At 67.8% G+C, this 20,339-nt stretch carries 24 protein-coding genes; 14 read left to right on the top strand and 10 right to left on the bottom strand.

Annotation, left to right across the window (positions count from 1 at the left end; all coding sequences use genetic code 11):
- Positions 1–38 precede the first annotated feature (38 nt).
- Positions 39–281 (bottom strand): type B 50S ribosomal protein L31, encoded by a 243-nt coding sequence (locus C6A86_RS25615; protein ID WP_105365805.1) that lies wholly within the window; start codon positions 279–281, stop codon positions 39–41.
- Positions 278–1,468, bottom strand: a complete 1,191-nt coding sequence (mrf, locus tag C6A86_RS25610) for a ribosome hibernation factor-recruiting GTPase MRF (protein ID WP_105365804.1) — start codon at positions 1,466–1,468, stop codon at positions 278–280. The genes C6A86_RS25615 and mrf overlap by 4 nt, the downstream gene beginning before the upstream one ends.
- Before the next feature lie 117 nt (positions 1,469–1,585).
- Between mrf and rpmB the strand changes: the two genes are divergently transcribed.
- The 4 genes from rpmB to rpsR are packed head-to-tail and all read left to right on the top strand — an operon-like array spanning position 1,586 to position 2,548.
- Positions 1,586–1,822, top strand: coding sequence for a 50S ribosomal protein L28 (gene rpmB / locus C6A86_RS25605; protein ID WP_105365819.1), 237 nt, complete (start codon positions 1,586–1,588; stop codon positions 1,820–1,822).
- Positions 1,822–1,989: a 50S ribosomal protein L33 gene (gene rpmG / locus C6A86_RS25600; RefSeq protein WP_105365803.1), complete on the top strand. Its 168-nt coding sequence runs from the start codon at positions 1,822–1,824 to the stop codon at positions 1,987–1,989. The genes rpmB and rpmG overlap by 1 nt, the downstream gene beginning before the upstream one ends.
- A complete protein-coding gene (gene rpsN / locus C6A86_RS25595; protein WP_105365802.1) occupies positions 1,989–2,294 on the top strand; it encodes a 30S ribosomal protein S14 in 306 nt (101 codons plus the stop codon). Before rpmG ends, rpsN begins: the two co-directional genes overlap by 1 nt.
- Entirely contained in the window at positions 2,294–2,548 is a 255-nt protein-coding gene (gene rpsR / locus C6A86_RS25590; RefSeq protein ID WP_105365801.1) for a 30S ribosomal protein S18, read from the top strand. Before rpsN ends, rpsR begins: the two co-directional genes overlap by 1 nt.
- On the opposite strand, the gene bluB is transcribed toward rpsR, so the two are convergent.
- Positions 2,545–3,144 carry a 5,6-dimethylbenzimidazole synthase gene (gene bluB / locus C6A86_RS25585; protein ID WP_233213218.1) on the bottom strand — a complete coding sequence of 200 codons (600 nt, stop codon included), beginning with the start codon at positions 3,142–3,144 and terminating at the stop codon, positions 2,545–2,547. The genes rpsR and bluB overlap by 4 nt on opposite strands.
- Positions 3,145–3,223: 79 nt before the next feature.
- On the bottom strand, positions 3,224–4,426 hold the full coding sequence (locus C6A86_RS25580; protein ID WP_105365817.1) for an MFS transporter: 1,203 nt from the start codon (positions 4,424–4,426) through the stop codon (positions 3,224–3,226).
- Positions 4,427–4,525: 99 nt separating this feature from the next.
- Between C6A86_RS25580 and C6A86_RS25575 the strand changes: the two genes are divergently transcribed.
- Positions 4,526–4,861 carry a helix-turn-helix transcriptional regulator gene (locus C6A86_RS25575; protein ID WP_105365816.1) on the top strand — a complete coding sequence of 112 codons (336 nt, stop codon included), beginning with the start codon at positions 4,526–4,528 and terminating at the stop codon, positions 4,859–4,861.
- Here the strand turns inward: C6A86_RS25575 and C6A86_RS25570 are convergent.
- Positions 4,855–5,532, bottom strand: coding sequence for a TIGR03943 family putative permease subunit (locus C6A86_RS25570; protein WP_105365800.1), 678 nt, complete (start codon positions 5,530–5,532; stop codon positions 4,855–4,857). The two genes, C6A86_RS25575 and C6A86_RS25570, sit on opposite strands and share 7 nt — an antisense overlap.
- On the bottom strand, positions 5,529–6,524 hold the full coding sequence (locus C6A86_RS25565) for a permease (RefSeq protein ID WP_105365799.1): 996 nt from the start codon (positions 6,522–6,524) through the stop codon (positions 5,529–5,531). Before C6A86_RS25565 ends, C6A86_RS25570 begins: the two co-directional genes overlap by 4 nt.
- Before the next feature lie 58 nt (positions 6,525–6,582).
- Here C6A86_RS25565 and C6A86_RS25560 point away from each other — a divergent pair, with 58 nt between their 5' ends.
- Complete coding sequence (locus C6A86_RS25560) at positions 6,583–6,867, top strand: DUF1490 family protein (RefSeq protein WP_105365798.1); 285 nt, start codon at positions 6,583–6,585, stop codon at positions 6,865–6,867.
- 4 nt (positions 6,868–6,871) lie between these two features.
- Positions 6,872–9,028, top strand: coding sequence for a cation-translocating P-type ATPase (locus C6A86_RS25555; protein WP_105365797.1), 2,157 nt, complete (start codon positions 6,872–6,874; stop codon positions 9,026–9,028).
- Here the strand turns inward: C6A86_RS25555 and C6A86_RS25550 are convergent.
- The gene (locus tag C6A86_RS25550) at positions 9,006–9,770 is read right to left on the bottom strand and encodes a LamB/YcsF family protein (RefSeq protein ID WP_105365796.1); all 765 of its coding nucleotides are present in this window, start codon (positions 9,768–9,770) and stop codon (positions 9,006–9,008) included. The two genes, C6A86_RS25555 and C6A86_RS25550, sit on opposite strands and share 23 nt — an antisense overlap.
- Positions 9,771–9,775: 5 nt before the next feature.
- The gene (aztA, locus tag C6A86_RS25545; protein ID WP_233213217.1) at positions 9,776–10,417 is read right to left on the bottom strand and encodes a zinc ABC transporter ATP-binding protein AztA; all 642 of its coding nucleotides are present in this window, start codon (positions 10,415–10,417) and stop codon (positions 9,776–9,778) included.
- Between the two features lie 41 nt (positions 10,418–10,458).
- Here aztA and aztB point away from each other — a divergent pair, with 41 nt between their 5' ends.
- The 3 genes from aztB to aztD are packed head-to-tail and all read left to right on the top strand — an operon-like array spanning position 10,459 to position 14,615.
- Positions 10,459–12,456: a zinc ABC transporter permease AztB gene (gene aztB, locus C6A86_RS25540; RefSeq protein ID WP_105365815.1), complete on the top strand. Its 1,998-nt coding sequence runs from the start codon at positions 10,459–10,461 to the stop codon at positions 12,454–12,456.
- Complete coding sequence (gene aztC, locus C6A86_RS25535; RefSeq protein WP_105365794.1) at positions 12,453–13,361, top strand: zinc ABC transporter substrate-binding protein AztC; 909 nt, start codon at positions 12,453–12,455, stop codon at positions 13,359–13,361. Before aztB ends, aztC begins: the two co-directional genes overlap by 4 nt.
- Before the next feature lie 39 nt (positions 13,362–13,400).
- Positions 13,401–14,615 carry a zinc metallochaperone AztD gene (aztD, locus tag C6A86_RS25530; RefSeq protein ID WP_105365793.1) on the top strand — a complete coding sequence of 405 codons (1,215 nt, stop codon included), beginning with the start codon at positions 13,401–13,403 and terminating at the stop codon, positions 14,613–14,615.
- Positions 14,616–14,663: 48 nt separating this feature from the next.
- Here the strand turns inward: aztD and C6A86_RS25525 are convergent, their stop codons facing one another.
- Positions 14,664–15,842, bottom strand: a complete 1,179-nt coding sequence (locus C6A86_RS25525; RefSeq protein ID WP_105365792.1) for a GTP-binding protein — start codon at positions 15,840–15,842, stop codon at positions 14,664–14,666.
- Positions 15,843–15,899: 57 nt separating this feature from the next.
- On the opposite strand from C6A86_RS25525, the gene C6A86_RS25520 reads away from it, so the two are divergent.
- The 4 genes from C6A86_RS25520 to C6A86_RS25505 are packed head-to-tail and all read left to right on the top strand — an operon-like array spanning position 15,900 to position 19,688.
- Entirely contained in the window at positions 15,900–16,961 is a 1,062-nt protein-coding gene (locus C6A86_RS25520) for a metal ABC transporter solute-binding protein, Zn/Mn family (RefSeq protein WP_105365791.1), read from the top strand.
- Positions 16,951–17,715, top strand: a complete 765-nt coding sequence (locus C6A86_RS25515) for a metal ABC transporter ATP-binding protein (RefSeq protein WP_199196399.1) — start codon at positions 16,951–16,953, stop codon at positions 17,713–17,715. Before C6A86_RS25520 ends, C6A86_RS25515 begins: the two co-directional genes overlap by 11 nt.
- Positions 17,716–18,576, top strand: coding sequence for a metal ABC transporter permease (locus C6A86_RS25510; RefSeq protein WP_105365789.1), 861 nt, complete (start codon positions 17,716–17,718; stop codon positions 18,574–18,576). It begins immediately after the preceding gene.
- A gap of 11 nt (positions 18,577–18,587) precedes the next feature.
- The gene (locus tag C6A86_RS25505; protein ID WP_105365788.1) at positions 18,588–19,688 is read left to right on the top strand and encodes a LacI family DNA-binding transcriptional regulator; all 1,101 of its coding nucleotides are present in this window, start codon (positions 18,588–18,590) and stop codon (positions 19,686–19,688) included.
- Here the strand turns inward: C6A86_RS25505 and C6A86_RS25500 are convergent.
- On the bottom strand, positions 19,685–20,311 hold the full coding sequence (locus C6A86_RS25500) for a bifunctional 2-polyprenyl-6-hydroxyphenol methylase/3-demethylubiquinol 3-O-methyltransferase UbiG (protein WP_105365787.1): 627 nt from the start codon (positions 20,309–20,311) through the stop codon (positions 19,685–19,687). The genes C6A86_RS25505 and C6A86_RS25500 overlap by 4 nt on opposite strands.
- Positions 20,312–20,339 lie beyond the last annotated feature (28 nt).

Here is a 20,339-nt window from a genome sequence, read left to right as displayed (position 1 = left end):
GCGCAGAGCCTATTGCCCGAAGCTGGAGGAACCCTGCGCTACCGGGTCCCGTACCGGCGGCGGAACTTCTCCACCTGCCCGGCCGTGTCGAGGTGGCGGTTGGTTCCGGTCCAGAACGGGTGTGAGTCGGCGGTGACGTCGACGACGACCAGTGGGTAGGTGGCGCCCTGGTAGTCGATGGTGCGCTCGCTGGTGACCGTCGACCGGATCAGGAAGGTCTTGCCGGTGCCGGCGTCCTGGAAGACCACCGGGTGGTAGTCGGGGTGGATATCGGGTTTCATTCTTCTCCGTTCAGCATGATGTGGTCATCGGTGAGGTCGTGTGCAAGCTCGGAGCAGGGATCTTCGTGCCACTCCCCGAACGGGTCGGGGAAGCCGGCCCAGCCCTGCGGGTTGGCGAGTTCGGCATCGGTGAGCAGTGCGCCGTGCAGTGCGGTCGTGATGGTGGCCGGGTTGGCCCCGCAGACCAGGATGGTCAGCGCGATGTGCCGGTCGCCGAATCGGTCGTCCCAGTGCGAGGAGGCCATGGCCGTGCGCTCGGGGTCGACGTAGGCGCGATCGCGCTCCGACATGCCCGCCAGCCAGCGCCCGGCGTCGCCGACGCCGAGTCCGCCGCCGGCGGATTCGATCCACACCACGGTGTCGGGTTGGCTGGCCAGCCAGGCCCGTCCGCGTACCCGCACCACCCCGTCGAGCAACGCGTCGATGGCCTGGTGCAGGCGCTCGGGGTGAAAAGGCCTGCGCGCGTTGAACTCCAAGAGTTCCACCTCGCCGTCGGGATGCAGCGGCGGCTGCCCGGCCAGCAGCGAATCGTGCGGATCGTCGGAGCGGCCCCGACGCGACTGGGCGTCGAGGTGCTTGAGCGCGGTGGTGAAGTGCTGGAGCCCGACCGTGATCCGTGCCCGGGGCGCCAGCCTGCGCAGCACGGCAAGGGTGGCCCGGTCGGCTTCGGTCAGCACCAGCACATCGGCGAAGGCCGCCTGCCCGACCACCACCTGCGCCACGGTGCGGGAGTCGTCGAGCTCGTCGTCGCCGAGCGCCTGGCTCAGCCAGACACCGGTGTCGATACATGTCACGACGGCCTGGATCTCGACGTCGCGCCCGGCCGGGCCGTCGATGTAGCCGGGCCCCAGTTGCACGGAGGTATCGTGGATGGCCGCGCAGATCGCCTCCGGGTCAAGCCATTTCATCAGTTGAACGACGATGCGCTGCACGTCGTCGCGCCGGTGCAGCTGGCGCAGCAGGATCAGCAGATCATTGCGGATGGTGCAGGTGACACAGCAGTTGGTGATCTCCAGCGGCCACTGGGTGATCACCAACTTGGTGTCGCGCATGTTGCTGACCTGCCGGACCACCACGTGTCCGTCGACCGAGTAGCCGACCACCGCGGTTCCCTCGTCGCGCAGCAGGACGTCCACGGCGTCGGTCCCCGCACCCTGACCGGCTACCAGTATCACTGGCGTCCGCATCTCATCACACCCTATCGGTAACGATTTTCAATAAGTCAGTTCCGTACGCTACCGTGTGGCGGTCAGCTTGTCGAAAATCGTTTTCATTAACGACCGAGCATGTATGAGGAGCCGTCGATGTCTGCGCACTGCCAGGTCACCGGGCGCGCACCGGGTTTCGGTAACCGGGTGTCGCATTCCAACCGTCGTACCCGTCGCCGCTGGAATCCCAATATCCAGATCAAGACCTACCATCTGCCCTCGGAGGACCGTCGTATCCGGCTGCGGGTCAGCACCAAAGGGATGAAGGTCATCGACCGCGACGGGATCGAGGCCGTGGTGGGGCGGCTGCGCCGGGAAGGGCAGAAGATCTGATGGCCAAGAGCAACGACATCCGGCCCATCGTCAAGCTGAAAAGCACCGCAGGAACCGGGTATACGTACGTCACGCGGAAGAACCGGCGCAACGATCCGGACCGGTTGGTGTTGAAGAAATACGACCCGGTGCTGCGCAAGCACGTCGATTTCAAGGAAGAACGCTGATGGCAAAGAAGTCCAAGATCGTCGCGAACGAGCGACGCCGCGAGACGGTGGCGCGCTACGCGCAGCGTCGTGCCGAACTGAAAGAACTGATCCGCAAGCCGGATACCGATGCGGCGCAACGCGTTGCCGCGCAGGCCGAGCTGCAGCGGATGCCGCGCGATGCCAGCCCGGTCCGGGTGCGCAACCGCGATGCGGTCGATGGGAGGCCGCGCGGCCACCTGCGCAAGTTCGGGCTGTCGCGGGTACGCACGCGCGAGCTGGCGCACCGCGGTGAGCTGCCCGGCATCCGGAAAGCGAGCTGGTGATGGCACCCCGCGCACCGAAGAAACGCAGGCCCGCGCCCGAAGAGATCAAACGGCCACGTCAGAACAAGCTCAAGGCGCTCGGTATCACCGAGGTCAACTACAAGGACATCTCGGTTCTGCGAACGTTCATCTCCGACCGGGGCAAGATCAGGTCCCGTCGGGTCACCGGGCTCACCCCGCAACAGCAGCGGCAGGTCGCGATCGCGATCAAGAACGCCAGGGAAATGGCGTTGCTGCCCTACGGCGGGCCCTAGCCGTCGACTCTGGAAGACGCTGTGGACCAGCCGTTCTCCGAGACGAATTCGGACAGCGGCCGGCCGACAGTCCACTGGTCGATCTCCAGGGCGGGCCGATCCGGGAAATCCGGGACCGGACCCAGGCAGAGGATGGCCACCGGATCGGCGCCCGGCGGCATGCCCAGCAGTTCGGCCAACCGGGCCGGTTCGAAGATCGACACCCAGCCCATGCCGAGACCTTCCGCGCGAGCGGCCAGCCACATGTTCTGGATCGCGCACGAGACCGAGGCCAGATCCATCTGCGGCATCGTGCGGCGCCCGAAGACATGGCGCTGCCGATCGTCACGCAGCGCGACCACCAATAATTCGGCGCATTCCAGGATGCCCTCGACCTTCAGTTCCAGGAACTCCTCGGCGCGCGGGCCCAGAGCCTCGGCGGTCAGCTTGCGTTCCTGATCGACGAGGTCGTGCATCGCGTGGCGCAGGTCGGCATCGGTGATCCGGACGAAGTGCCACGGCTGCATCAGACCGACACTCGGTGCGGCGTGTGCGGCGTTCAGCAGCCGGGCCAGGATGTCTTCGTCGACCGCGGCGCCGGCAACGAAGCGGCGCATATCGCGGCGTTCGGCGATGGTCCGGTAGACGGCCCGGCGCTCGGCGGTGCTGAACGCGTGATCGGTCACGCCCGTCAGCCTAGAGACCCCCGGCGGCCCTGGTGCTGCGCAGCCCCGCCGCGGCCGCGCCGAGGCAGGCCGCGGCGACGGCACCGGCGAACCAGGGGAACACCGATGCCAGATCCCACCGGGTGGCGGCCCAGCCGGCGATCAGGGTCGGGACGGCCATGGCGCTGTAGGCCAGCAGGTAGAACGCCGACATCGTCTCACCGCGCCGCGTCGGGGGCACCACGTCGGACAGGTGGCGCAATGAGCCGCCGAATCCCAGTCCGAACGTCGCGCCGAGAAGCACCGCGGCCACGAACACCAGTTCCCAGCGGTGGGTCAGCAGGACCGGAATGGTCAGCAGCAGGGACACGGCCATCCCGATATCGCCGATGATCGCCGAGTATCTGGCGGGCAGCCGGGTGGCGCCGAGCTGGGCCATGGCGGCTGCGAACGCGGTGGTGGCGACCACCGCGCCTCCGAAGACCAGGTTGTCGATATGGGTCTGCTGCGCGGCCAGCGACGGGTACAGCGACAGCAGCACCCCGAGCACCGACCAGGAGGCCATGGCGCCCAGTGCCGAGAACCAGAAATCGGCGCGGATCTCTTCCGGCACGGCCGGTTTGGCCAGCCGAATGGGGCCGGGCGTGCGCGCGGTGTGTGGCTCGTTGAGGGCCAGCAGGCCGACGCTGATCAGCAGGCAGATCACCGCGACGACGGCGTACGGCGTGCGCAGCGGATGCGGCGCGTACTGGGCCAGCAGTGCCGAGCCGATGATGGCGACCGTCATCCCGATGTTGAAGCTGACACCACTGAGTTGGCCGGTGCGCACCCCGCGGTCCGGGCGCAGATCGAGCAGTGCCGCCGCGCCGGCGACGACGATGGAGCCGACCGCCGCGCCGTGGATGGTGCGGGCCAGCAGCAGCATCGCCATGCTGTCGGCGATCAGGAAGACCCCGAGGCCGATCAACAAGGCCGCCAGCGCCCCGATCAGAACCGGTTTCCGGCCGACGACATCGGAAATTTTCCCCGACACCAACACGGCCGCCAGGGCCGCCAGCGCGTACACCGCGAAGACGATGGTCGTGGCCAACGGAGAGAGATGCCAGTTCGCCTCATAGATGCCGTACAGCGGGGCGGGCAACCCGGAGACGCCCAGGGCGACACCGCTCAGCACCAACACCAACGGGTATGCCCAGCGCTGCGTCGGGGTGGTCGCAGGGTCGAATGCCACCATCGCGGTCACCTCCGGTGTCTGGTTTGACGGACATCGAACCCGTCCGAGGCTACGCTGGGTTCGACAGAGATCAAACCGAATATGACCGAGGTTATTCCGATGGCGGACAACGCGCTGGTCACCGAGTATCCGGTGCACCCGGTCGGTTCCGTGCAGAAGGTGCTGGCGGCGATCCATGATCCCGTGCGGTTGGAGATGGTGCGCCGGCTGCACAACGCGCAGGCACCACTGCAGTGTGTGGTGCTCTACGACGGCATCAACAAATCCACGGCCGCCCATCATTTCAAGATCCTGCGCGAGGCCGGTATCACCGAACGTCTGATGATCGACGGGCTGACCTATCAGAAGCTGCGCCGCGACGCGGTGGAGTCGGCCCTGCCCGGGTTGTTGGCCAGCGTCGTCGGCGGCGCCAACCGGGATGCCGAGCCTCAGTAGCTGTACGTATTCGCCGGTTCCGGGATCTGGACCACGGTCTCGGCGCGCAACTCGCCTGCCGAGGCGCGGCCCTCCACACGCACCCACGTCCCATCGGGCAGGGCTGCCGCCGTCGCGGCCCCCGGTCCTGCGAGACCGATCCGCGCGAGCTGTGCGTCCGCCGCGCAGCACAGGATGACCACCCGGCCGAGGTAGGTGCGGGCACCGTCGCGGATGGTGAACCCGGTGACGGTGAGCAGCCGGTCGTTCATGGTGCCCGCGGAGTCCTGGGCGAGGCGGATGAGCACCTCGGGCAGCGACAGTTCGGGGGCGCGGCCGGCAGGCAGCTCCGGAAACGGTCGGCGTTCCGCGGCGGAGGCGCTCACGGCGGGCCGGGCCGATTGTGGCCCCAGTGCCGGCGGAACCACGAAGGCCAGCAACGCAACCGGAATGACCAGCAGCCACGTCACGCCGGACCGGTGCTCGTGACCGGCGTGCTCACGGTCGCGTGGTCCGTGCCGGATATCGCCGACGATGGCGATCAGGGCCAGTGCGATCAGTACCACCGCCGACGCCCATAACCACGGCAGCAGAGCGGGTTTCACATAGCGGGTGAACGCGCCGCTGAACGCGATGATGGCCGTGCTCAGCCCGACGAGCAGCAGCAGGGCGTTCTCGGTCTCGCGGCTCATCGCGCACCCAGAATCAGCAGGCCGACGCCGGTGCCCAGCGCGGTGGCCACCACGAAGGTGACCGGTGCGAACCGGATGGCGAACGCGCGCCCGAACATTCCGGCCTGCATCGCGAAGAGCTTGATGTCGATGGCGGGCCCGACCACCAGGAACACCAGGCGCGGCACCAGCGGCAACATGGACAGGCTGGCGGCGACGAAGGCGTCGGCCTCCGAGCACAGCGCCAGCACGACGGCGAGCGCGGCCATCACCAGGATGCCCAGGGCGAGCTGGCCCGCCAGATGCTCGAACATCCACGGTGGGACCAGGATGTGCAGCGCCGCTGCGGCGGCAGCGCCCAGCACCAGGAAGGACGACGCCTGCAGGAAATCGTGCCGGGCCGCCTCGGTGAAGGTGGTGAAGCGGGAATCCGATTGGTGCGCAGGGAAAGGCAAGCTACGCGTAATCCATCCGGGTTGACCGAACCTCGCCCACAATGCGCCCATGGTCAAGGCTGTCAACAACGAGGCCATGCATCGTGCCAGCACCATCAACGGTTCACCCGGAAACGCCACCGCCGTGGCGATCAGCACCACGGGGTTGATGGCGGGCGCGGCGAGCATGAACGTCAGCGCGGCCGCCCCGACCGTCCCGTTGCCGAACAGTCTGCGTGCGATGGGCACCGAGCCGCACTCGCAGCCGGGCAATGCGGCGCCGCCGACACCGGCGGCCAGTATCGCGGCAGCCGGACGTCGAGGAAGCCAGCGCGCCAAGCGATCCGGTGTCACGAAGGTGGCGACCGCGCCGCTGACCAGAACGCCCAGCGCGAGGAAGGGCAGTGCCTGCACGAAGATTCCGCAGAACACCGTTGCGGCCGTGGCGATCTCGGGGTTGCCCGCCACGAATTCGCGCGCTGTCGTGCCGATCAGGGCGAGCCCGATGATGGTGGCCACCAGGACTGGCATCGAACCGATGCGGCGGGTCGCATGTGTCCCGGCCGTCACCGTGACCATTCTGCCAGCAATGGGATACGCCATGACCCTGATGCAGCTTTCGGACTAGGGTGGGGGGATGGTCTTGCATGTATTTCTGGCGAAGGCGGCATCCACGGTGGTGACCGGAGTGGTCGGCGCCGCGGCTTACCAAGGGGTCAAAAAGGTGGTCGCCAAGGCGCCGGTTCGGGAGGCCTCCGTGACCGCGACCTCATGGGCGTTGCGCGGGGTGCGCAAGGCCGAGGAGGGTGCCGAGTCGGCCCGGCTCACGGTCGCCGATGTGGTCGCCGAGGCCCGGGAGCGCATCGGCGAGGAAGTCCCGCCGCCGGCCGTCGCCGACACCGCGCACGATCACGATCACTGACGCCGTGGTCGCCCTGACCGTCCTGTCGGACGCGGCGGGCCGAATTCGGCTGGACGCGCCCTGGTTCCGCAACGACTCGCCGCGGGCAGTGGCCATCGAGGATGCGGTGGAGCAGGTGCCGGGCGTACGCGCGGTGCACGCCTATCCCCGCACCGGGTCGATCGTCGTCTGGTACTCACCCAAACGCTGCGACAAGGACGCCGTGTTCGCGGCCATCGACGCAGCCGCACATGTCGCCCGGGACCTTGTTCCGGTCCGGCTGCCGCGTTCGGCCGACGTGACCAATGCCGATGTGCTGCGCATGGCGGTCGGTGGCACCGCCCTGGTCCTGCTGGGGGTGCGGCGGTACGTGTTCGCCCGTCCGCCGCTGCTGGGCCCGACCAGCCGGTTGGCAGCCACCGGCGTCACCGTCTTCACCGGCTATCCGTTCCTGCGTGGCGCACTGCGGACCCTGCGCGGCGGCCGGTCCGCAGGCACCGATGTCCTGGTCAGCGCTGCGACGATCGCCAGCCTGGTACTCCGGGAGAACGTGGTCGCGCTGACAGTGCTGTGGCTGTTGAACATCGGCGAGTATCTGCAGGATCTGACGCTGCGGCGGACCCGGCGGGCGATCGCCAAGTTGTTGCAGGGCAATCAGGACACCGCCTGGGTGCGGTTGCCCGACGGGACCGAGGTCGAGATCGCCACCGCCGAGTTGCGGATCGGCGATGAGGTGGTGGTGCACGATCAGGTGGCGCTACCCGTGGACGGGGTGATTGTCGACGGAGAGGCCATCGTCGACCAGTCGGCGATCACCGGTGAGAATCTGCCGGTGGCCGTCGCCGCCGAAGTCCGGGTGTTCGCGGGCTCGGTGGTGGTGCGCGGTCGCCTGGTGGTGCGCGCCGATGCGGTCGGTAGCGAGACCACGATCGGTCGGATCATCTCCCGGGTCGAGGAGGCCCAGCAACACCGCGCACCCATCCAGACGGTGGGAGAGAGTTTCTCCCGGCGCTTCGTGCCCGCCTCGTTCCTGCTGTCGGCACTCACGCTGGTGCTCACCCGGGATGTGCGCCGGGCGATGACGATGCTGCTGGTCGCCTGCCCCTGCGCGGTGGGCCTGTCCACGCCGACGGCGATCAGCGCCGCGATCGGCAACGGTGCCCGGCGCGGCATCCTGATCAAGGGCGGATCACACCTGGAAGAGGCCGGCCGGGTCGACGCGGTGGTGTTCGACAAGACCGGCACCCTGACGGTCGGTCGCCCGGTCGTCACCAATCTCGTTGCCTTCCATAAGGACTGGGAACCCGAACAGGTCCTCGCCTATGCCGCGAGTTCGGAGATCCACTCCCGGCACCCGCTGGCCGAGGCAGTGATCCGTTCCACCCAGGAACGACATATCGAGATCCCGCCGCACGAGGAGTGCGAGGTGCTGGTCGGTCTCGGTATGCGAACCAGGGCCGACGGCCGGACTCTGCTGCTGGGTAGTCCGTCGCTGCTGCGGCAGGAAAAGGTCCGGGTCACCAAGAAGGCCACCGAGTGGGTGGATACTCTGCGTAAGCAGTCCGAGACACCGCTGCTGCTGGCCGTGGACGGCAAGCTCATCGGCTTGATCAGCCTGCGTGACGAGATCCGCCCGGAGGCCGCCGAAGTGCTGGACCGGTTGCGCGCCAGCGGTGTTCGCCGCATCGTCATGCTCACCGGTGATCATCCCGACACCGCCGCGGTGGTCGCCGATCAACTCGGTATCACCGAGTGGCAGGCCGAGGTGCTGCCCGAGGACAAGCTCGCCGTCGTGCGGGGACTGCGTGATGAGGGGCATATCGTGGCCATGGTCGGTGACGGCGTCAACGACGCGCCTGCGCTCGCCGAGGCCGATATCGGCATCGCCATGGGACTGGGCGGCACCGATGTCGCGGTGGAGACCGCCGACGTGGCGCTGGCCAGTGATGATCTGCGCCGGCTGCTCGATGTCCGCGATCTGGGCGGGCGCGCCGTCGAGGTGATCCGGCAGAACTACGCCATGTCCATCGCCGTCAATGCGCTCGGTCTGCTGATCGGCGCCGGCGGCGCGCTGTCTCCGGTGTTGGCCGCGGTGCTGCACAACGCCTCTTCGGTCGCTGTGGTGGCCAACAGTTCCCGGCTCATCCGCTACGAGCTGACTAGCGGAACGGAGCGGGCGTGATCCCGTGCTCGGTGAGCCGTGCCCGGACTGCGGCGGCAATCTGTACCGCCCCGGGTGAATCCCCGTGCACGCACACCGATTCGGCGTTGACCGGGATGTTCGTGTGATCGACGGCGGTGACCCGGCCCTCGGTCACCATCGTCAGCACCCGATCGGCGATTTCGTCGGCGTCGTGCAATACGGCGCCGTGATCGCGGCGGGACACCAGCTGTCCGTCGGGAAGATAGGCCCGGTCGGCGAATACTTCGGAAACCGTCCGCACGCCGAGTTTCTGGGCGGCGGCGAAGAATGCCGAACCGCTGAGTCCCAGCACGGGTAACTCCGGATCCACGGCGTAAACCGCCTCGGCGACCGCCCGGGCCTGTGTTTCATGAGTGACGATCGTGTTGTACAGGGCACCATGTGGTTTCACATAGGACACCGCGATACCGGCGGCCCGTGCCAATGCCGACAAGGCACCGATCTGATAGATCAGGTCGGCGGTGAGGTCCGGCGGATCCACGTCGATGAACCGCCGGCCGAAGCCGGCCAGATCGCGGTAACCCACCTGGGCGCCGATCCGCACATCGCGTGCCGCGGCGGCGCGGCACACGCGCAGTAGCCCGGCAGGGTCTCCGGCGTGGAACCCGCAGGCCACGTTGGCCGATGTCACGATGTCCAGCATCGCGTCGTCGTCGCCGAGGCTCCAGACGCCGAAACCCTCTCCGAGATCGGCGTTCAGATCGACGGTGTGCGAGGTCACGGCGTTCAGCCTAGTGCGCCGCCTTGCCCGGCCAGGTCCAGTCGGCCGTCGGCGGCCTGTATGAGGGCGGCGTCGTGGGTGGCCGCGATGACGGTGGTGCCGTCGTCGGCGAGGCGTCGCAGGTGCGCGATCAGCTGTGCCGCCGCGGCGGCATCCAATCCGGTGGTGGGTTCATCGAGCAGGAGCAGCGGTGCCTGTTGGACGAAAGCCTGTGCCAGCAGCACACGTTGCCGCTGCCCTCCGGACAGTTCGCCGAGGGTGCGGTGCCGCAGTTCGGCGATACCCAGTGTCGCCAGCCAGTGCTCGACGACCGCCCGGTCTGCAGCCTTGGGCCGGCGCAGCAGTCCGAGATGCCGCCACCGGCCCATCATCACGGCCTCGGACACCGTCACCGGAAACGAGTCGGTCACCCGACTGCGCTGCACGGCGAACGCGACGTTGTCCGTGCCGGTGCGGATGCTGCCCGCGTCGGGTTCCTGGACGCCCGCCAGGAGCCCGAGCAATGTCGACTTGCCGCAGCCGTTGGGCCCGATGACGGCGGTCACCATCCCCGCCGGGATGGACAGGTCGAGCCCACGGAAGACCGGCGCGCCGGCGTAGCTGAAGTCCAGGCCGGCGACGTCGATGGGGGCGGTGACCGGGGTCACCTTATTGATAATGACATTCATTACTGCTAAGAGTGTACGGCATGACGCACTGGCTGATTGACCCGTTCCAGGCCGACATGGTCCTTCGGGCACTGGTGGCCGGTGTGATCGCCGCCTGCCTGTGCTCTCTGGTGGGGTGCTGGGTTGTGCTGCGCCGCAGCGTGTTTCTGGGCGAGGCGATGACGCACGGCATGCTGCCCGGGGTCGCCGTCGCGGCGCTGCTGGGGGTGAGCCTGATGGCCGGCGGGCTGGTGGCGGCGCTGGTCATGGCGTTCGGGGTCGCCTCAATAGGGCGTTCCTCGAAGCTGGCCTCGGATACCAGCATCGGTCTGCTGCTGGTCGGCATGCTTGCCCTCGGCGTCGTCGTGGTGTCGCGGTCACAGAGCTTCGCGGTGGACCTCACCGGCTTCCTGTTCGGAGACGTCTTCGCGGTGCGCACGAATGATCTCGTCATCCTCGCGGCGGCACTGCTGCTGACCGTTGTCGCCGTCATCGCCGGCCACCGGGCTTTCGTGGCGGTGACGTTCGATCCGCGCAAGGCCGTCACCCTGGGACTGCGCCCGAATTTGGCCGTTCCCGCGCTGACCGTGCTCATGGCGGTGGCCATGGTCGCCTCTTTCCACGTCGTCGGCACGCTTCTGGTGCTCGGATTGCTCGTCGCGCCGCCGGCTGCCGCGCTCATGTGGGCACGCTCCATCCCCCGGGTGATGCTGTTGTCCGCGGTGATCGGCAGTGCCGCGGTCTATCTCGGGCTGCTGATCTCCTGGTACGCCGGCACAGCGGGCGGGGCGACCATCGCCGGTGTGGCGGTGCTGCTGTTCTTCGCCTCGGCCGCGCTGGCATTGCTGCGCAACCGCTGGAAGCCGGTCGCGGTTGTCGCCGCCACGGCGGTCGTCGCGGTGGGGTGTTCCAGCACGCAAGCGCCCCCGGCGCCGCCGGAGAGCTCATCGGCCTCCACCGGCGACGGGGTGGACATCGAGGACGGCGCCCGTGAAATCGACGGTGCGCTGACCAAGCTGGTGCTGGTCGACCCGGCCACCGGAGCGACGTCGGTGTATGAGGCCGTGGACGAGATCGAGACCCAGATCGGTTCCTACGGAGCGGTTTCTGCGCTCTACGGCGACGGTCGGTTCGGTTATTTGCGGGCCGGGGAGCGGACGGTCATCGTGGATGCCGGCGCGTGGACCTTCGACCATGGCGAGCACTACCACTACTTCGCCAGCGACGCGGCCGAGGTGGCGACCCTCGATCTCCCGGTCGCGGCGGTGGCCGCAAGCAACTCCACGGTGGCGGTCCGGTCCGAGGCCGGTGCGGTGGACCTCTTCGATCGGGAAATGCTCGGCACCAAGGTGATCGAGACCCCGGAGGGCCTGACGGTCCCACCGGACACCGCGACCGTGGTGCCCTATGGCAGCAGGATCGTCACCGTGAGCAACGGTGGTCGGCTCCAGGTCACCGGTGACGCCGGTACGACCGAACTCGATGCTGAATGTGCCGGCCCGACCTGGGCCAGGGCGACCCGCAAGGCTGTCGTGTTCGGCTGTCAGAACGGCGCGGTCCGGGTCACCGGCGGCGAGAAGGATCTCACGGTCACCGCGATGCCCTATCCCGCGGACGCGCCGGCGCAACATCCGGCTCAGATGGAACACCGGGACCGTTCCGATGTGTTCGCCGGGGTGGCCGAGGGAACGGTGTGGGTGCTCGACAGCCGGCAGCGCGCCTGGACGCCCATCCGCGTTCCGGATGCCGTCGCCACCAATACCGCCGGTGACGGAACCGTATTGGTACTGCGCCGGGACGGAACTCTGAGTGCCTTCGACGTCAACACTCGTGCGGAGACAGCGCGGATTCCCTTGATCTCCGGTGGCGTACCCGCCGGGGGGCCGCAGCCGGTCGTCGATCTCGATTCCGACCGCGCCTATGTCAACAACGCGGCGGCCAAGGAGGTCTACGAGATCGACTATGCCGATGGGTTGCGCATCGCTCGCACCCTGCGCACCGAGGTCACGCCCGGACTCATGGTCGAGGCCGGCCGGTGACACGGCGGGCCCTGGCACTACTCGCGGCTCTGATCAGCGTCCTGGCCACGGCCTGCGGTGGCGGGTCCGGCAGCAGTGGCGAGATCGTGGTGACCACGAACATTCTCGGCGACGTCGTCCGCAACATCGTCGGGGACGCCGCCGCGGTCCGGGTTCTGATGCAACCCAACGCCGATCCACACTCGTTCGGAGTCTCGGCGCAGGACGCCGCCGCGATGAACAGCGCCGGCCTCATCGTCTACAACGGTCTCGGACTCGAAGAGAACGTCACCCGAAATGTCGAAAGTGCTGCCTCGCATGGCGTGTCGACGCTCGCGATCGGCGATCGCATCGACCCGATCCAGTACGCCGAGGGCGACAGCGCGGGCATGCCGGACCCGCACTTCTGGACCGATCCGGAACGGATGATCACCGCCGTCGATGTCATCGAGGAGGCGATCGTGCGCGATGTCGCCGGTGTCGACGTCGACGCCGTCGCCCGCAACGCCGAGAACTATCGCGCACAACTGCGCCAGCTCGACGACACGATGAGCCAGGGTTTCGCAACGCTCCCGACGGAGCGGCGCAAGCTGGTGACCAACCATCATGTGCTGGGATATCTGGCGCAGCGCTTTGATTTCGAGGTGATCGGTGCCGTGGTGCCCAGTGGCACCACACTGGCCGCCCCGAGTGCATCCGACCTGCAGTCGCTGGTCGGCGCGATCCAATCCGCCCGGGTGCCCGCCATCTTCGTCGACTCGTCGCAGCCGGAAAAGCTGGCGCGGGTCTTGGCACAGGATGCCGGCGTACAAGTGCAGATCGTGCCGCTCTACAGCGAATCCCTCAGTCCGCCAGGCTCGCAGGCCGACACCTATCTCGACATGATGCGCGCCAACACCGACGCCATCATCACCGGACTGCGATAACCGCAGATTTCACTATCCCCAAAAGAAGGAGCAACAATCATGTCCAATCCGCGGTGGTTGTACCGTGCCGGAGCCGCGACGTTCACGGCGGCGGCGCTGGCAGCATGTTCGTCGGGCACCGACAGTGCAGACAGCACGGGCACTTCCGAGACCTCGGGTACCGCCTCGGCGGCGCCGAGCGCGCCGATCGTCGAGCCGTTGGTGACCACCTACGACGGCGGACTGTATGTCCTCGACGGTGAGACCTTGGAGGTCAAGCAGGATATTCCGCTCGACGGTTTCCTGCGGATCAATCCCGCCGGTGATCACGGCCACCTCCTGATCACCACCAGCGATGGCTGGCGCATTCTGGACGCCGCCGGTGGCACGCTGACCGACGACACGTTCCCGGGTGCCGAGGCGGGCCACGTCACCCCGCACGGCGAGAACACCGTGCTGTTCGCCGACGGCACCGGCGAGATCACCGCCTTCGATCCGCACGCGCTGGAAGCCGGCGGCATGCCCGAGACCCGGAACTGGAAGACCCCCGAACCGCATCACGGTGTTGCGGTGATCCTTACCGACGGCACACTTGTCCACTCGCTCGGCAACCCGGACACCCGGGTCGGGGCCGTGGCGCTCGAAGGAGGTGAGCGTGAGATCGCCCGCAACGAGGAATGCCCGGGCGTGCACGGCGAGACGGTTGCCGCCGATGAGGTCGTCGTCATCGGCTGCGAGAACGGTGTCCTCACCTACGCGAACGGTGAATTCACCAAGATCGCCAGCCCGACCCCGTACGGCCGGATCGGCAACACCCGCGGACATGAGGACTCCCCCGTGGTGCTCGGCGATATGAAGGTCGACGCCGATGCCGAGATGGAGCGGCCCAACCAGTTCTCGCTCATCGACACCACCACCGACCAGCTGAAGTTGGTGCCACTTCCCGAGGGTGTGAGCTACTGGTTCCGTTCGCTGGGGCGCGGACCTCAGGCCGAGGCGCTCATCTTGGGGACCGACGGCAAGCTGCACGTCTTCGATCCGGTCACCGGCGACCTGGTCACGTCGATCGAGGTGACCGGGCCGTGGACCGAACCTGATGACTGGCAGCAGCCGGCCCCGGCGGTGTTCACCCGTGAGGACGCGGTATATGTGAGCGACCCGGCGACCAAACAGATTCATCTGGTGGATCTGGCCGCTGGCACCGTGACCGAATCGGTGACGTTGGAACAGACACCGAATGAACTCAGTGGCGCGGTCGGCCACGACGACCACTGAGACCACTCGGGAACCGGCCGGAGGCACCGCCTACGGCCGGTTCCCCTGTCAGTGTGAATGTTGTTGGGTCACACCCCAGGCGGGGAGCGGGTCGGAGTAGGCCAGCCAGGCCTGTTCCCCCTCGGCGACTTCGTCGTCGGTCAAAATCGCCTCGTCCAAGAGGCGATGGACCTTGTCGCGGTCCAGTTTCACGCCGATGAAGACGATCTCCTGGCCGGGGGTGATCTCGGTGTTCGACCAGTACTGGGCCGGTTCGATCACCAGGTTCGGCCCGGCCTGTGACCAGATGGCGGCGATCGTGGGGCGGCTGGCGATCCAGCAGAATCCCTTGCTGCGCAGCACTCTGGTGGTCTGGGCGAGCGCGTCGGCCAGACGCTGGGGGTGGAAAGGCCGGTCGGACCGGAAGGTCATCGAGCTGATGCCGTACTCCTCGGTCTCCGGTGTGTGCCCGTCGGCAATCTCCTCGTCCCAGCCGGGGGACTGCGCCGCGGCGATCGGGTCGAAGAGTCCGGTGCCCAGCACCTCGCCGATCTCGACGGCACCGTGATCGGTCCTGATGAGCTTGGCGGTGGGGTTGAGCCGGCGCAACAGGGTTTCGACCGTGTCGAGTTGTGCCGGGCTCACCAGATCGGTCTTGTTGAGCAGCAACACATCCGCGAACTCGACCTGGTCGGTGAGCAGGTCGGCGATGCTGCGTGCGTCGCCCTCACCCGCGGAAAGGTCCCGCTCGGCAAGGGATTCACCTCTGGCGATCTCGGACAGGAAGGTGGAAGCGTCGACGACGGTCACCATCGTGTCCAATGTGGCGAGCTGTCCCAGCTGGAAGCCGTCCTCGAACTCCCACTCGAAGGTGGCCGCCACCGGCATCGGCTCGGAGATACCCGTCGACTCGATGACCAGCTGATCGAAGCGGTTCTGTCGGGCCAGCGTGCCGACGGCCTCGACCAGGTCCTCGCGCAGGGTGCAGCAGATGCAGCCATTGGTCAGTTCGACGAGCTTCTCTTCGGTTCGGAGGGCAGGAGCGTAGCGACCCGGGGAATCATCCCGTTCCAGGTGCCCCTGTCCGGCGATCAGGGCGGCGTCGATGTTGATCTCGCTCATATCGTTGACGATGACCGCGACGCGGCGGCCCTCGCGGTTGGTGAGGATGTGGTTCAGCAATGTGGTCTTGCCGGCTCCGAGAAAGCCGGACAGGACGGTGACGGGAAGCAGGGTGGGGGCTGTCATGATGCTCCTTATTGAAAATGATTATCAATAAAGCATCCTCCGATGCGGCGTTAATTAATGCAAACGGTTATCGTTATCGGCGTGATCACATTTGTGTCGTCCCGCGCGTTGGCCGCGGGCCTGCTCCTGGCCGTTCCGTTCGCTCTCAGCGCCTGCGGGACGAGCGATGAACCGGCTCCGGCGTCGACCGCGGCCCAGGCCGGGGACTGCCCGACCGAGCCCGTCGAGGTCGTGGTCAGCGTCGACCAATGGGGCAAGATCGTGTCGGCACTGGCCGGGTCGTGTGCCAATGTGACCACGGTGCTGTCCGGCTCCTCGGTCGACCCGCACGATTTCGAACCGACTCCCTCGGATGCGGCGGCCTTCGAGGGTGCCCAGCTGGTCGTGATCAACGGCGGCCACTATGACGAATGGGCCGCCAAGCTCGCCGAGAGCACCGCCCCGGATGCGCCGGTCGTCGATGCGATGACGATCCTCGCCGGCGATCACGAGGGCCACGATCACGAGGTGCACGAGGAGCCCGGTCACGAGGAGCCCGGTCACGAGGAGCCTGGTCACGAGGAGCCTGGTCACGAAGGGCACGGTGACGGTGCCAACCCGCACGCCTGGTACAGCCCGATCGCGGTCACCGATGTCGCCACTGCGGTGACCGCCGAACTCACCGAACTCGCCCCGGCCGCAGGCGAATACTTCAGCGCCCGCAACACCGAGTTCACTGCGGCGTTGCAGCCGTACCGCGATCTCATCGCCGAGATCAAGGCCGGCGCCACCGGCAAGAGCTACGCCGCCACCGAGAGCCTGTTCGACGATATGGCCGCCGAAGTCGGGCTGGCCAACCGCACCCCGCCGGGCTACCAGGTCGCTGCGTCGAACGAGTCCGATCCCTCGCCGGCCGACCTCGACGCCTTCCTGCGGCTGCTGTCGGATCGCGGCGTCGACGTGCTGATCTACAACACCCAGACCGAGGGCTCGGTGCCCCAACAGCTGCGCGCCGCCGCCGAGTCCGCCGGGGTTCCGGTGGTCGATGTGACCGAAACGGTAGCGCCGGGCGCGCCGACGTTCGAGGCTTGGCAGGTGGATCAACTCACCGCCCTTGCCGAGGCGCTCGGTGTCAGATAACGCGCTTGTCTTCGAGGATGTCAGCGTCGTCCGTGGCGGCCGGCTGATCTGGTCGGAAGGCACCTTCGCGATCCCCGCCGGCGGCATCGTGGCTGTGATCGGATCCAACGGCTCGGGCAAGTCGACGCTGCTGCAGGTGGTCCTCGGCCTGCTGCCGGTGGCATCCGGATCGGTGCAGGTGCTCGGCGGGCGGCCCGGGGCGAACAACGATGCCATCGGGTATGTGCCGCAGGACTACGTGGCCGGTGCCGGCGAGGCGATCCGGGCGCGTGACGCCGTGATGCTCGGGCTCACCGGCCGCCGGTGGGGGGTGCACCGTGACACCGCGGCCGACCGGGCCCGGGTCACCGAGGCGTTGCAGGCCGTCGAGGCCGTCGAGTTCGCCGACCGGCGGGTGTCCGAGCTGTCCGGCGGCCAGCGTCAACGCATCGCCCTGGCCAATGCCCTGGTGTCCCATCCGCGGCTGCTCATCCTCGACGAGCCGCTGGCCGCGCTCGACCTGCGCAACCAGCACGAGATCGTCCAGCTGCTCTCCCGGCTGAACTCCCAATACGACGTGACCATTCTCGTTGTCGCCCATGATCTGAACCCGCTGCTGTCGGTCCTGGACAGTGCGGTGTACCTGCTCGACGGGCACGCCCACCACGCCGCCATCGATCAGGTGGTCGACGCGGACCTGCTGACCCACCTCTACGGCACCAAGGTCCAGGTCGCCAATACCCTGCAGGGCCAGCTGTACATGAGGAGCGGGTAGATGCCGGGCGGCACCGCGCAGGTTTATCTCGCGCTCGGCTATCAGGAGAACTGGTGGCAGATCCTGACCTCGGCGTTCATGCGCAACGCCTTGATCGGCGGCACCCTGGTCGCCCTGGCTGCCGGGCTGATCGGCTATTTCATCATCGTGCGCAACACCGCGTTCGCCGCGCACGCGCTGGCCCACATCGGCCTGCCGGGGGCAACCGGTGCGGCGCTGCTCGGCCTTCCGGTGGTGCTCGGGCTGGGCGTGTTCTGTATCGGCGGAGCGCTGGTGATCGGGGCGATGGGCAAGCGCGCCGGTGACCGCGAGGTCACCACCGGCACCGTGTTGGCGCTGGCGACCGGGTTCGGGCTGTTCTTCAACTCGCTGGCCACCAAGAACTCGTCGACGCTGACCAACGTGCTGTTCGGAAATCTGCTGGCGATCACCCATCAACAGCTGCTGACCTTCACCGCACTGCTGTTGGTGATCGCCGCAACCGTCGCAATCGTGTACCGCCCCTTGCTGTTCGCCTCGGTCAACGCTCAGGTCGCCGAGGCCAAGGGCGTGCCGGTGCGGGCCCTGTCCATCGTCTTCATGGCACTGCTCGGACTTTCCGTCACGATGGCCGTGCAGGCCGTCGGTACCCTGCTGCTGTTCGCTCTCGTCGTCACGCCGGCCGCGACCGCGATCATGCTGACCGCGCGACCGCTGGCCGCGATGGCGATCTCGACGGTGATCAGCTTGCTCTCGGTGTGGGCGGGCCTGGCGGTGTCGGCGGTTTTCAACATGCCGCCGAGCTTCGTCATCGTGACCATTGCGTGCGCCATCTGGCTCGCGGTGTGGTCGGGTAACCGGATCGGTGCCGTCGTCCGCTAGCCTCATGAGGCATGTCCAGAAGTCCGGCGCCGCGCAGGCGCGCGACGCTGGCATCGTTGGCTGCCGAACTCAACGTTTCCCGCACCACCATCTCCAATGCCTACAACCGGCCGGATCAGTTGTCGGCCGATCTGCGTGAGCGGGTGCTCGCCGCGGCAAAGGATTTGGGATACCCGGGCCCGGACCCGGTGGCGCGTTCGCTGCGCACCCGTAAGGCCGGCGCGGTGGGCCTGATGATCACCGAGCCGCTGAACTATGCGTTCAGCGATCCGGCGGCCCTGGATTTTGTTGCCGGACTTGCCGAATCGTGCGAGGAGGCCGGGCAGGGTCTGCTGCTGGTCGCGGCCGGTCCCAACCGCAGCGTCGATGACGGGTCGGCGGCCGTGCTCTCGGCGGGTGTCGACGGATTCGTGGTCTACTCGGCCTCCGATGACGACCCCTACCTGCCGGTTCTGCTGCAGCGCCAGCTGCCGATGGTGGTCGTCGATCAACCCGGGGATGTCCCCGGTGCATCGCGGGTCTGCATCGATGATCGCGCGGCGATGCGCGAGCTGGCTGAACACGTTGTGGGACTTGGCCATCGTGAGATCGGCCTGCTGACGATGCGGCTGGGGCGGGAATGGCCGCATGCGAGCGCCAAGCCGATGGTCGCTGACCCGCAGCGACTGAACTCACCGCATTTCCATGTCCAGCGCGAGCGGGTGCACGGTGTGTACGACGCGATGAGAGCGGCCGGACTGGATCCGGCATCGGTGACCGTGGTGGAGAGCTACGAACATCTGCCGCAGTCCGGTGGTGCGGCTGCGGAGGTGGCACTGGCCGCCAATCCGCGCATCACCGCGCTGATGTGCACCGCTGACGTGCTGGCAGTCTCGGCCATGGACTATTTACGCGCGCACGGCATCTTCGTGCCGGGCCAGCTCACGGTGACCGGTTTCGACGGCGTGCCCGAGGCGCTGGCGCGCGGCTTGACGACGGTCATCCAGCCGAGCATGGAGAAGGGCCGGCGCGCGGGCGATCTGCTGCACAACCCGCCGCGCTCGGGTCTGCCGGTCGTCGAGGTGCTCGCCACCGAGGTCGTACGGGGGCGGACCTCCGGTCCACCGGCCTAGCGCGTGCGCCGGGCCAGCACCACGTCATCGTGGGTGTGCTGCCCGTCCGGGCCGGCAGGCACGTCCCGTAGGCGTCGACGGTCGACGGTGACCTCCCAGTCCGTGCCCAGCAGGGCGACCACATCGTCGTGCAACAGATAGACCGCCGGATCGAATCCGTGCGATTTGGCCAGCTCGACGTCGATATCGGCATGGTGCACCACCAGCAGCAGACCACCCGGCGCGACGGCGGCCAGCAGTGCCCGCTCGGCGTCTCGCCCCGGGGAGTGCAGCAGCGCCGGGTAGTGCGCGGTGACGAGGTCGTAACCGCCTTCGGGCACGTCCAGGTCCTCCAGTCGGGACCGCATCCAGGTCACCGTGACCCCCGCCTGATCCGCGGCCGCGGCGGCCCGGTCCAGGGCCACCTGGGAGACGTCGAGGGCGGTGACATCCCAGCCCTGGCCGGCCAGCCACACCGCGTCGGCGCCCATGCCGCAACCGATATCGAGTGCCGAACCCGTTGGGCGGCCGGTGATCTCGGTGATGACGACGGGGTTGGGGCGCAGTTCCGGTAGCTGGTCCAGGAAGGAGTTGTAGCGCTCGTCCCACTCGTCGAACAGGGCGTGTGTCGGCGTCTCGGTCATGGGTCCAGGATGCGTCGCCGGCGGACCG

This window comes from Mycobacterium sp. ITM-2016-00316, from assembly GCF_002968335.2.
Taxonomy (GTDB): Bacteria; Actinomycetota; Actinomycetes; order Mycobacteriales; family Mycobacteriaceae; genus Mycobacterium.
Note: the sequence above shows the minus strand (reverse complement) of the source record. Positions and strands in the feature narration are given on the sequence as shown.

What these genes read in the sequence shown, in the direction of transcription:
- mrf (WP_105365804.1), bottom strand. Translation starts at nt 1,468, where the DNA reads ATGCGGACGCCAGTGATACTGGTAGCCGGTCAGGGTGCGGGGACCGAC.
- rpmG (WP_105365803.1), top strand. Translation starts at nt 1,822, where the DNA reads ATGGCCAAGAGCAACGACATCCGGCCCATCGTCAAGCTGAAAAGCACC.
- rpsN (WP_105365802.1), top strand. Translation starts at nt 1,989, where the DNA reads ATGGCAAAGAAGTCCAAGATCGTCGCGAACGAGCGACGCCGCGAGACG.
- C6A86_RS25615 (WP_105365805.1), bottom strand. Translation starts at nt 281, where the DNA reads ATGAAACCCGATATCCACCCCGACTACCACCCGGTGGTCTTCCAGGAC.
- bluB (WP_233213218.1), bottom strand. Translation starts at nt 3,144, where the DNA reads ATGCGCCGCTTCGTTGCCGGCGCCGCGGTCGACGAAGACATCCTGGCC.
- C6A86_RS25505 (WP_105365788.1), top strand. Translation starts at nt 18,588, where the DNA reads ATGTCCAGAAGTCCGGCGCCGCGCAGGCGCGCGACGCTGGCATCGTTG.
- aztB (WP_105365815.1), top strand. Translation starts at nt 10,459, where the DNA reads ATGACGCACTGGCTGATTGACCCGTTCCAGGCCGACATGGTCCTTCGG.
- C6A86_RS25500 (WP_105365787.1), bottom strand. Translation starts at nt 20,311, where the DNA reads ATGACCGAGACGCCGACACACGCCCTGTTCGACGAGTGGGACGAGCGC.
- C6A86_RS25565 (WP_105365799.1), bottom strand. Translation starts at nt 6,524, where the DNA reads ATGGTCACGGTGACGGCCGGGACACATGCGACCCGCCGCATCGGTTCG.
- aztD (WP_105365793.1), top strand. Translation starts at nt 13,401, where the DNA reads ATGTCCAATCCGCGGTGGTTGTACCGTGCCGGAGCCGCGACGTTCACG.
- C6A86_RS25570 (WP_105365800.1), bottom strand. Translation starts at nt 5,532, where the DNA reads ATGAGCCGCGAGACCGAGAACGCCCTGCTGCTGCTCGTCGGGCTGAGC.
- C6A86_RS25525 (WP_105365792.1), bottom strand. Translation starts at nt 15,842, where the DNA reads ATGACAGCCCCCACCCTGCTTCCCGTCACCGTCCTGTCCGGCTTTCTC.
- C6A86_RS25520 (WP_105365791.1), top strand. Translation starts at nt 15,900, where the DNA reads ATGCAAACGGTTATCGTTATCGGCGTGATCACATTTGTGTCGTCCCGC.
- C6A86_RS25560 (WP_105365798.1), top strand. Translation starts at nt 6,583, where the DNA reads ATGGTCTTGCATGTATTTCTGGCGAAGGCGGCATCCACGGTGGTGACC.
- rpmB (WP_105365819.1), top strand. Translation starts at nt 1,586, where the DNA reads ATGTCTGCGCACTGCCAGGTCACCGGGCGCGCACCGGGTTTCGGTAAC.
- rpsR (WP_105365801.1), top strand. Translation starts at nt 2,294, where the DNA reads ATGGCACCCCGCGCACCGAAGAAACGCAGGCCCGCGCCCGAAGAGATC.
- C6A86_RS25510 (WP_105365789.1), top strand. Translation starts at nt 17,716, where the DNA reads ATGCCGGGCGGCACCGCGCAGGTTTATCTCGCGCTCGGCTATCAGGAG.
- C6A86_RS25580 (WP_105365817.1), bottom strand. Translation starts at nt 4,426, where the DNA reads ATGGTGGCATTCGACCCTGCGACCACCCCGACGCAGCGCTGGGCATAC.
- C6A86_RS25575 (WP_105365816.1), top strand. Translation starts at nt 4,526, where the DNA reads ATGGCGGACAACGCGCTGGTCACCGAGTATCCGGTGCACCCGGTCGGT.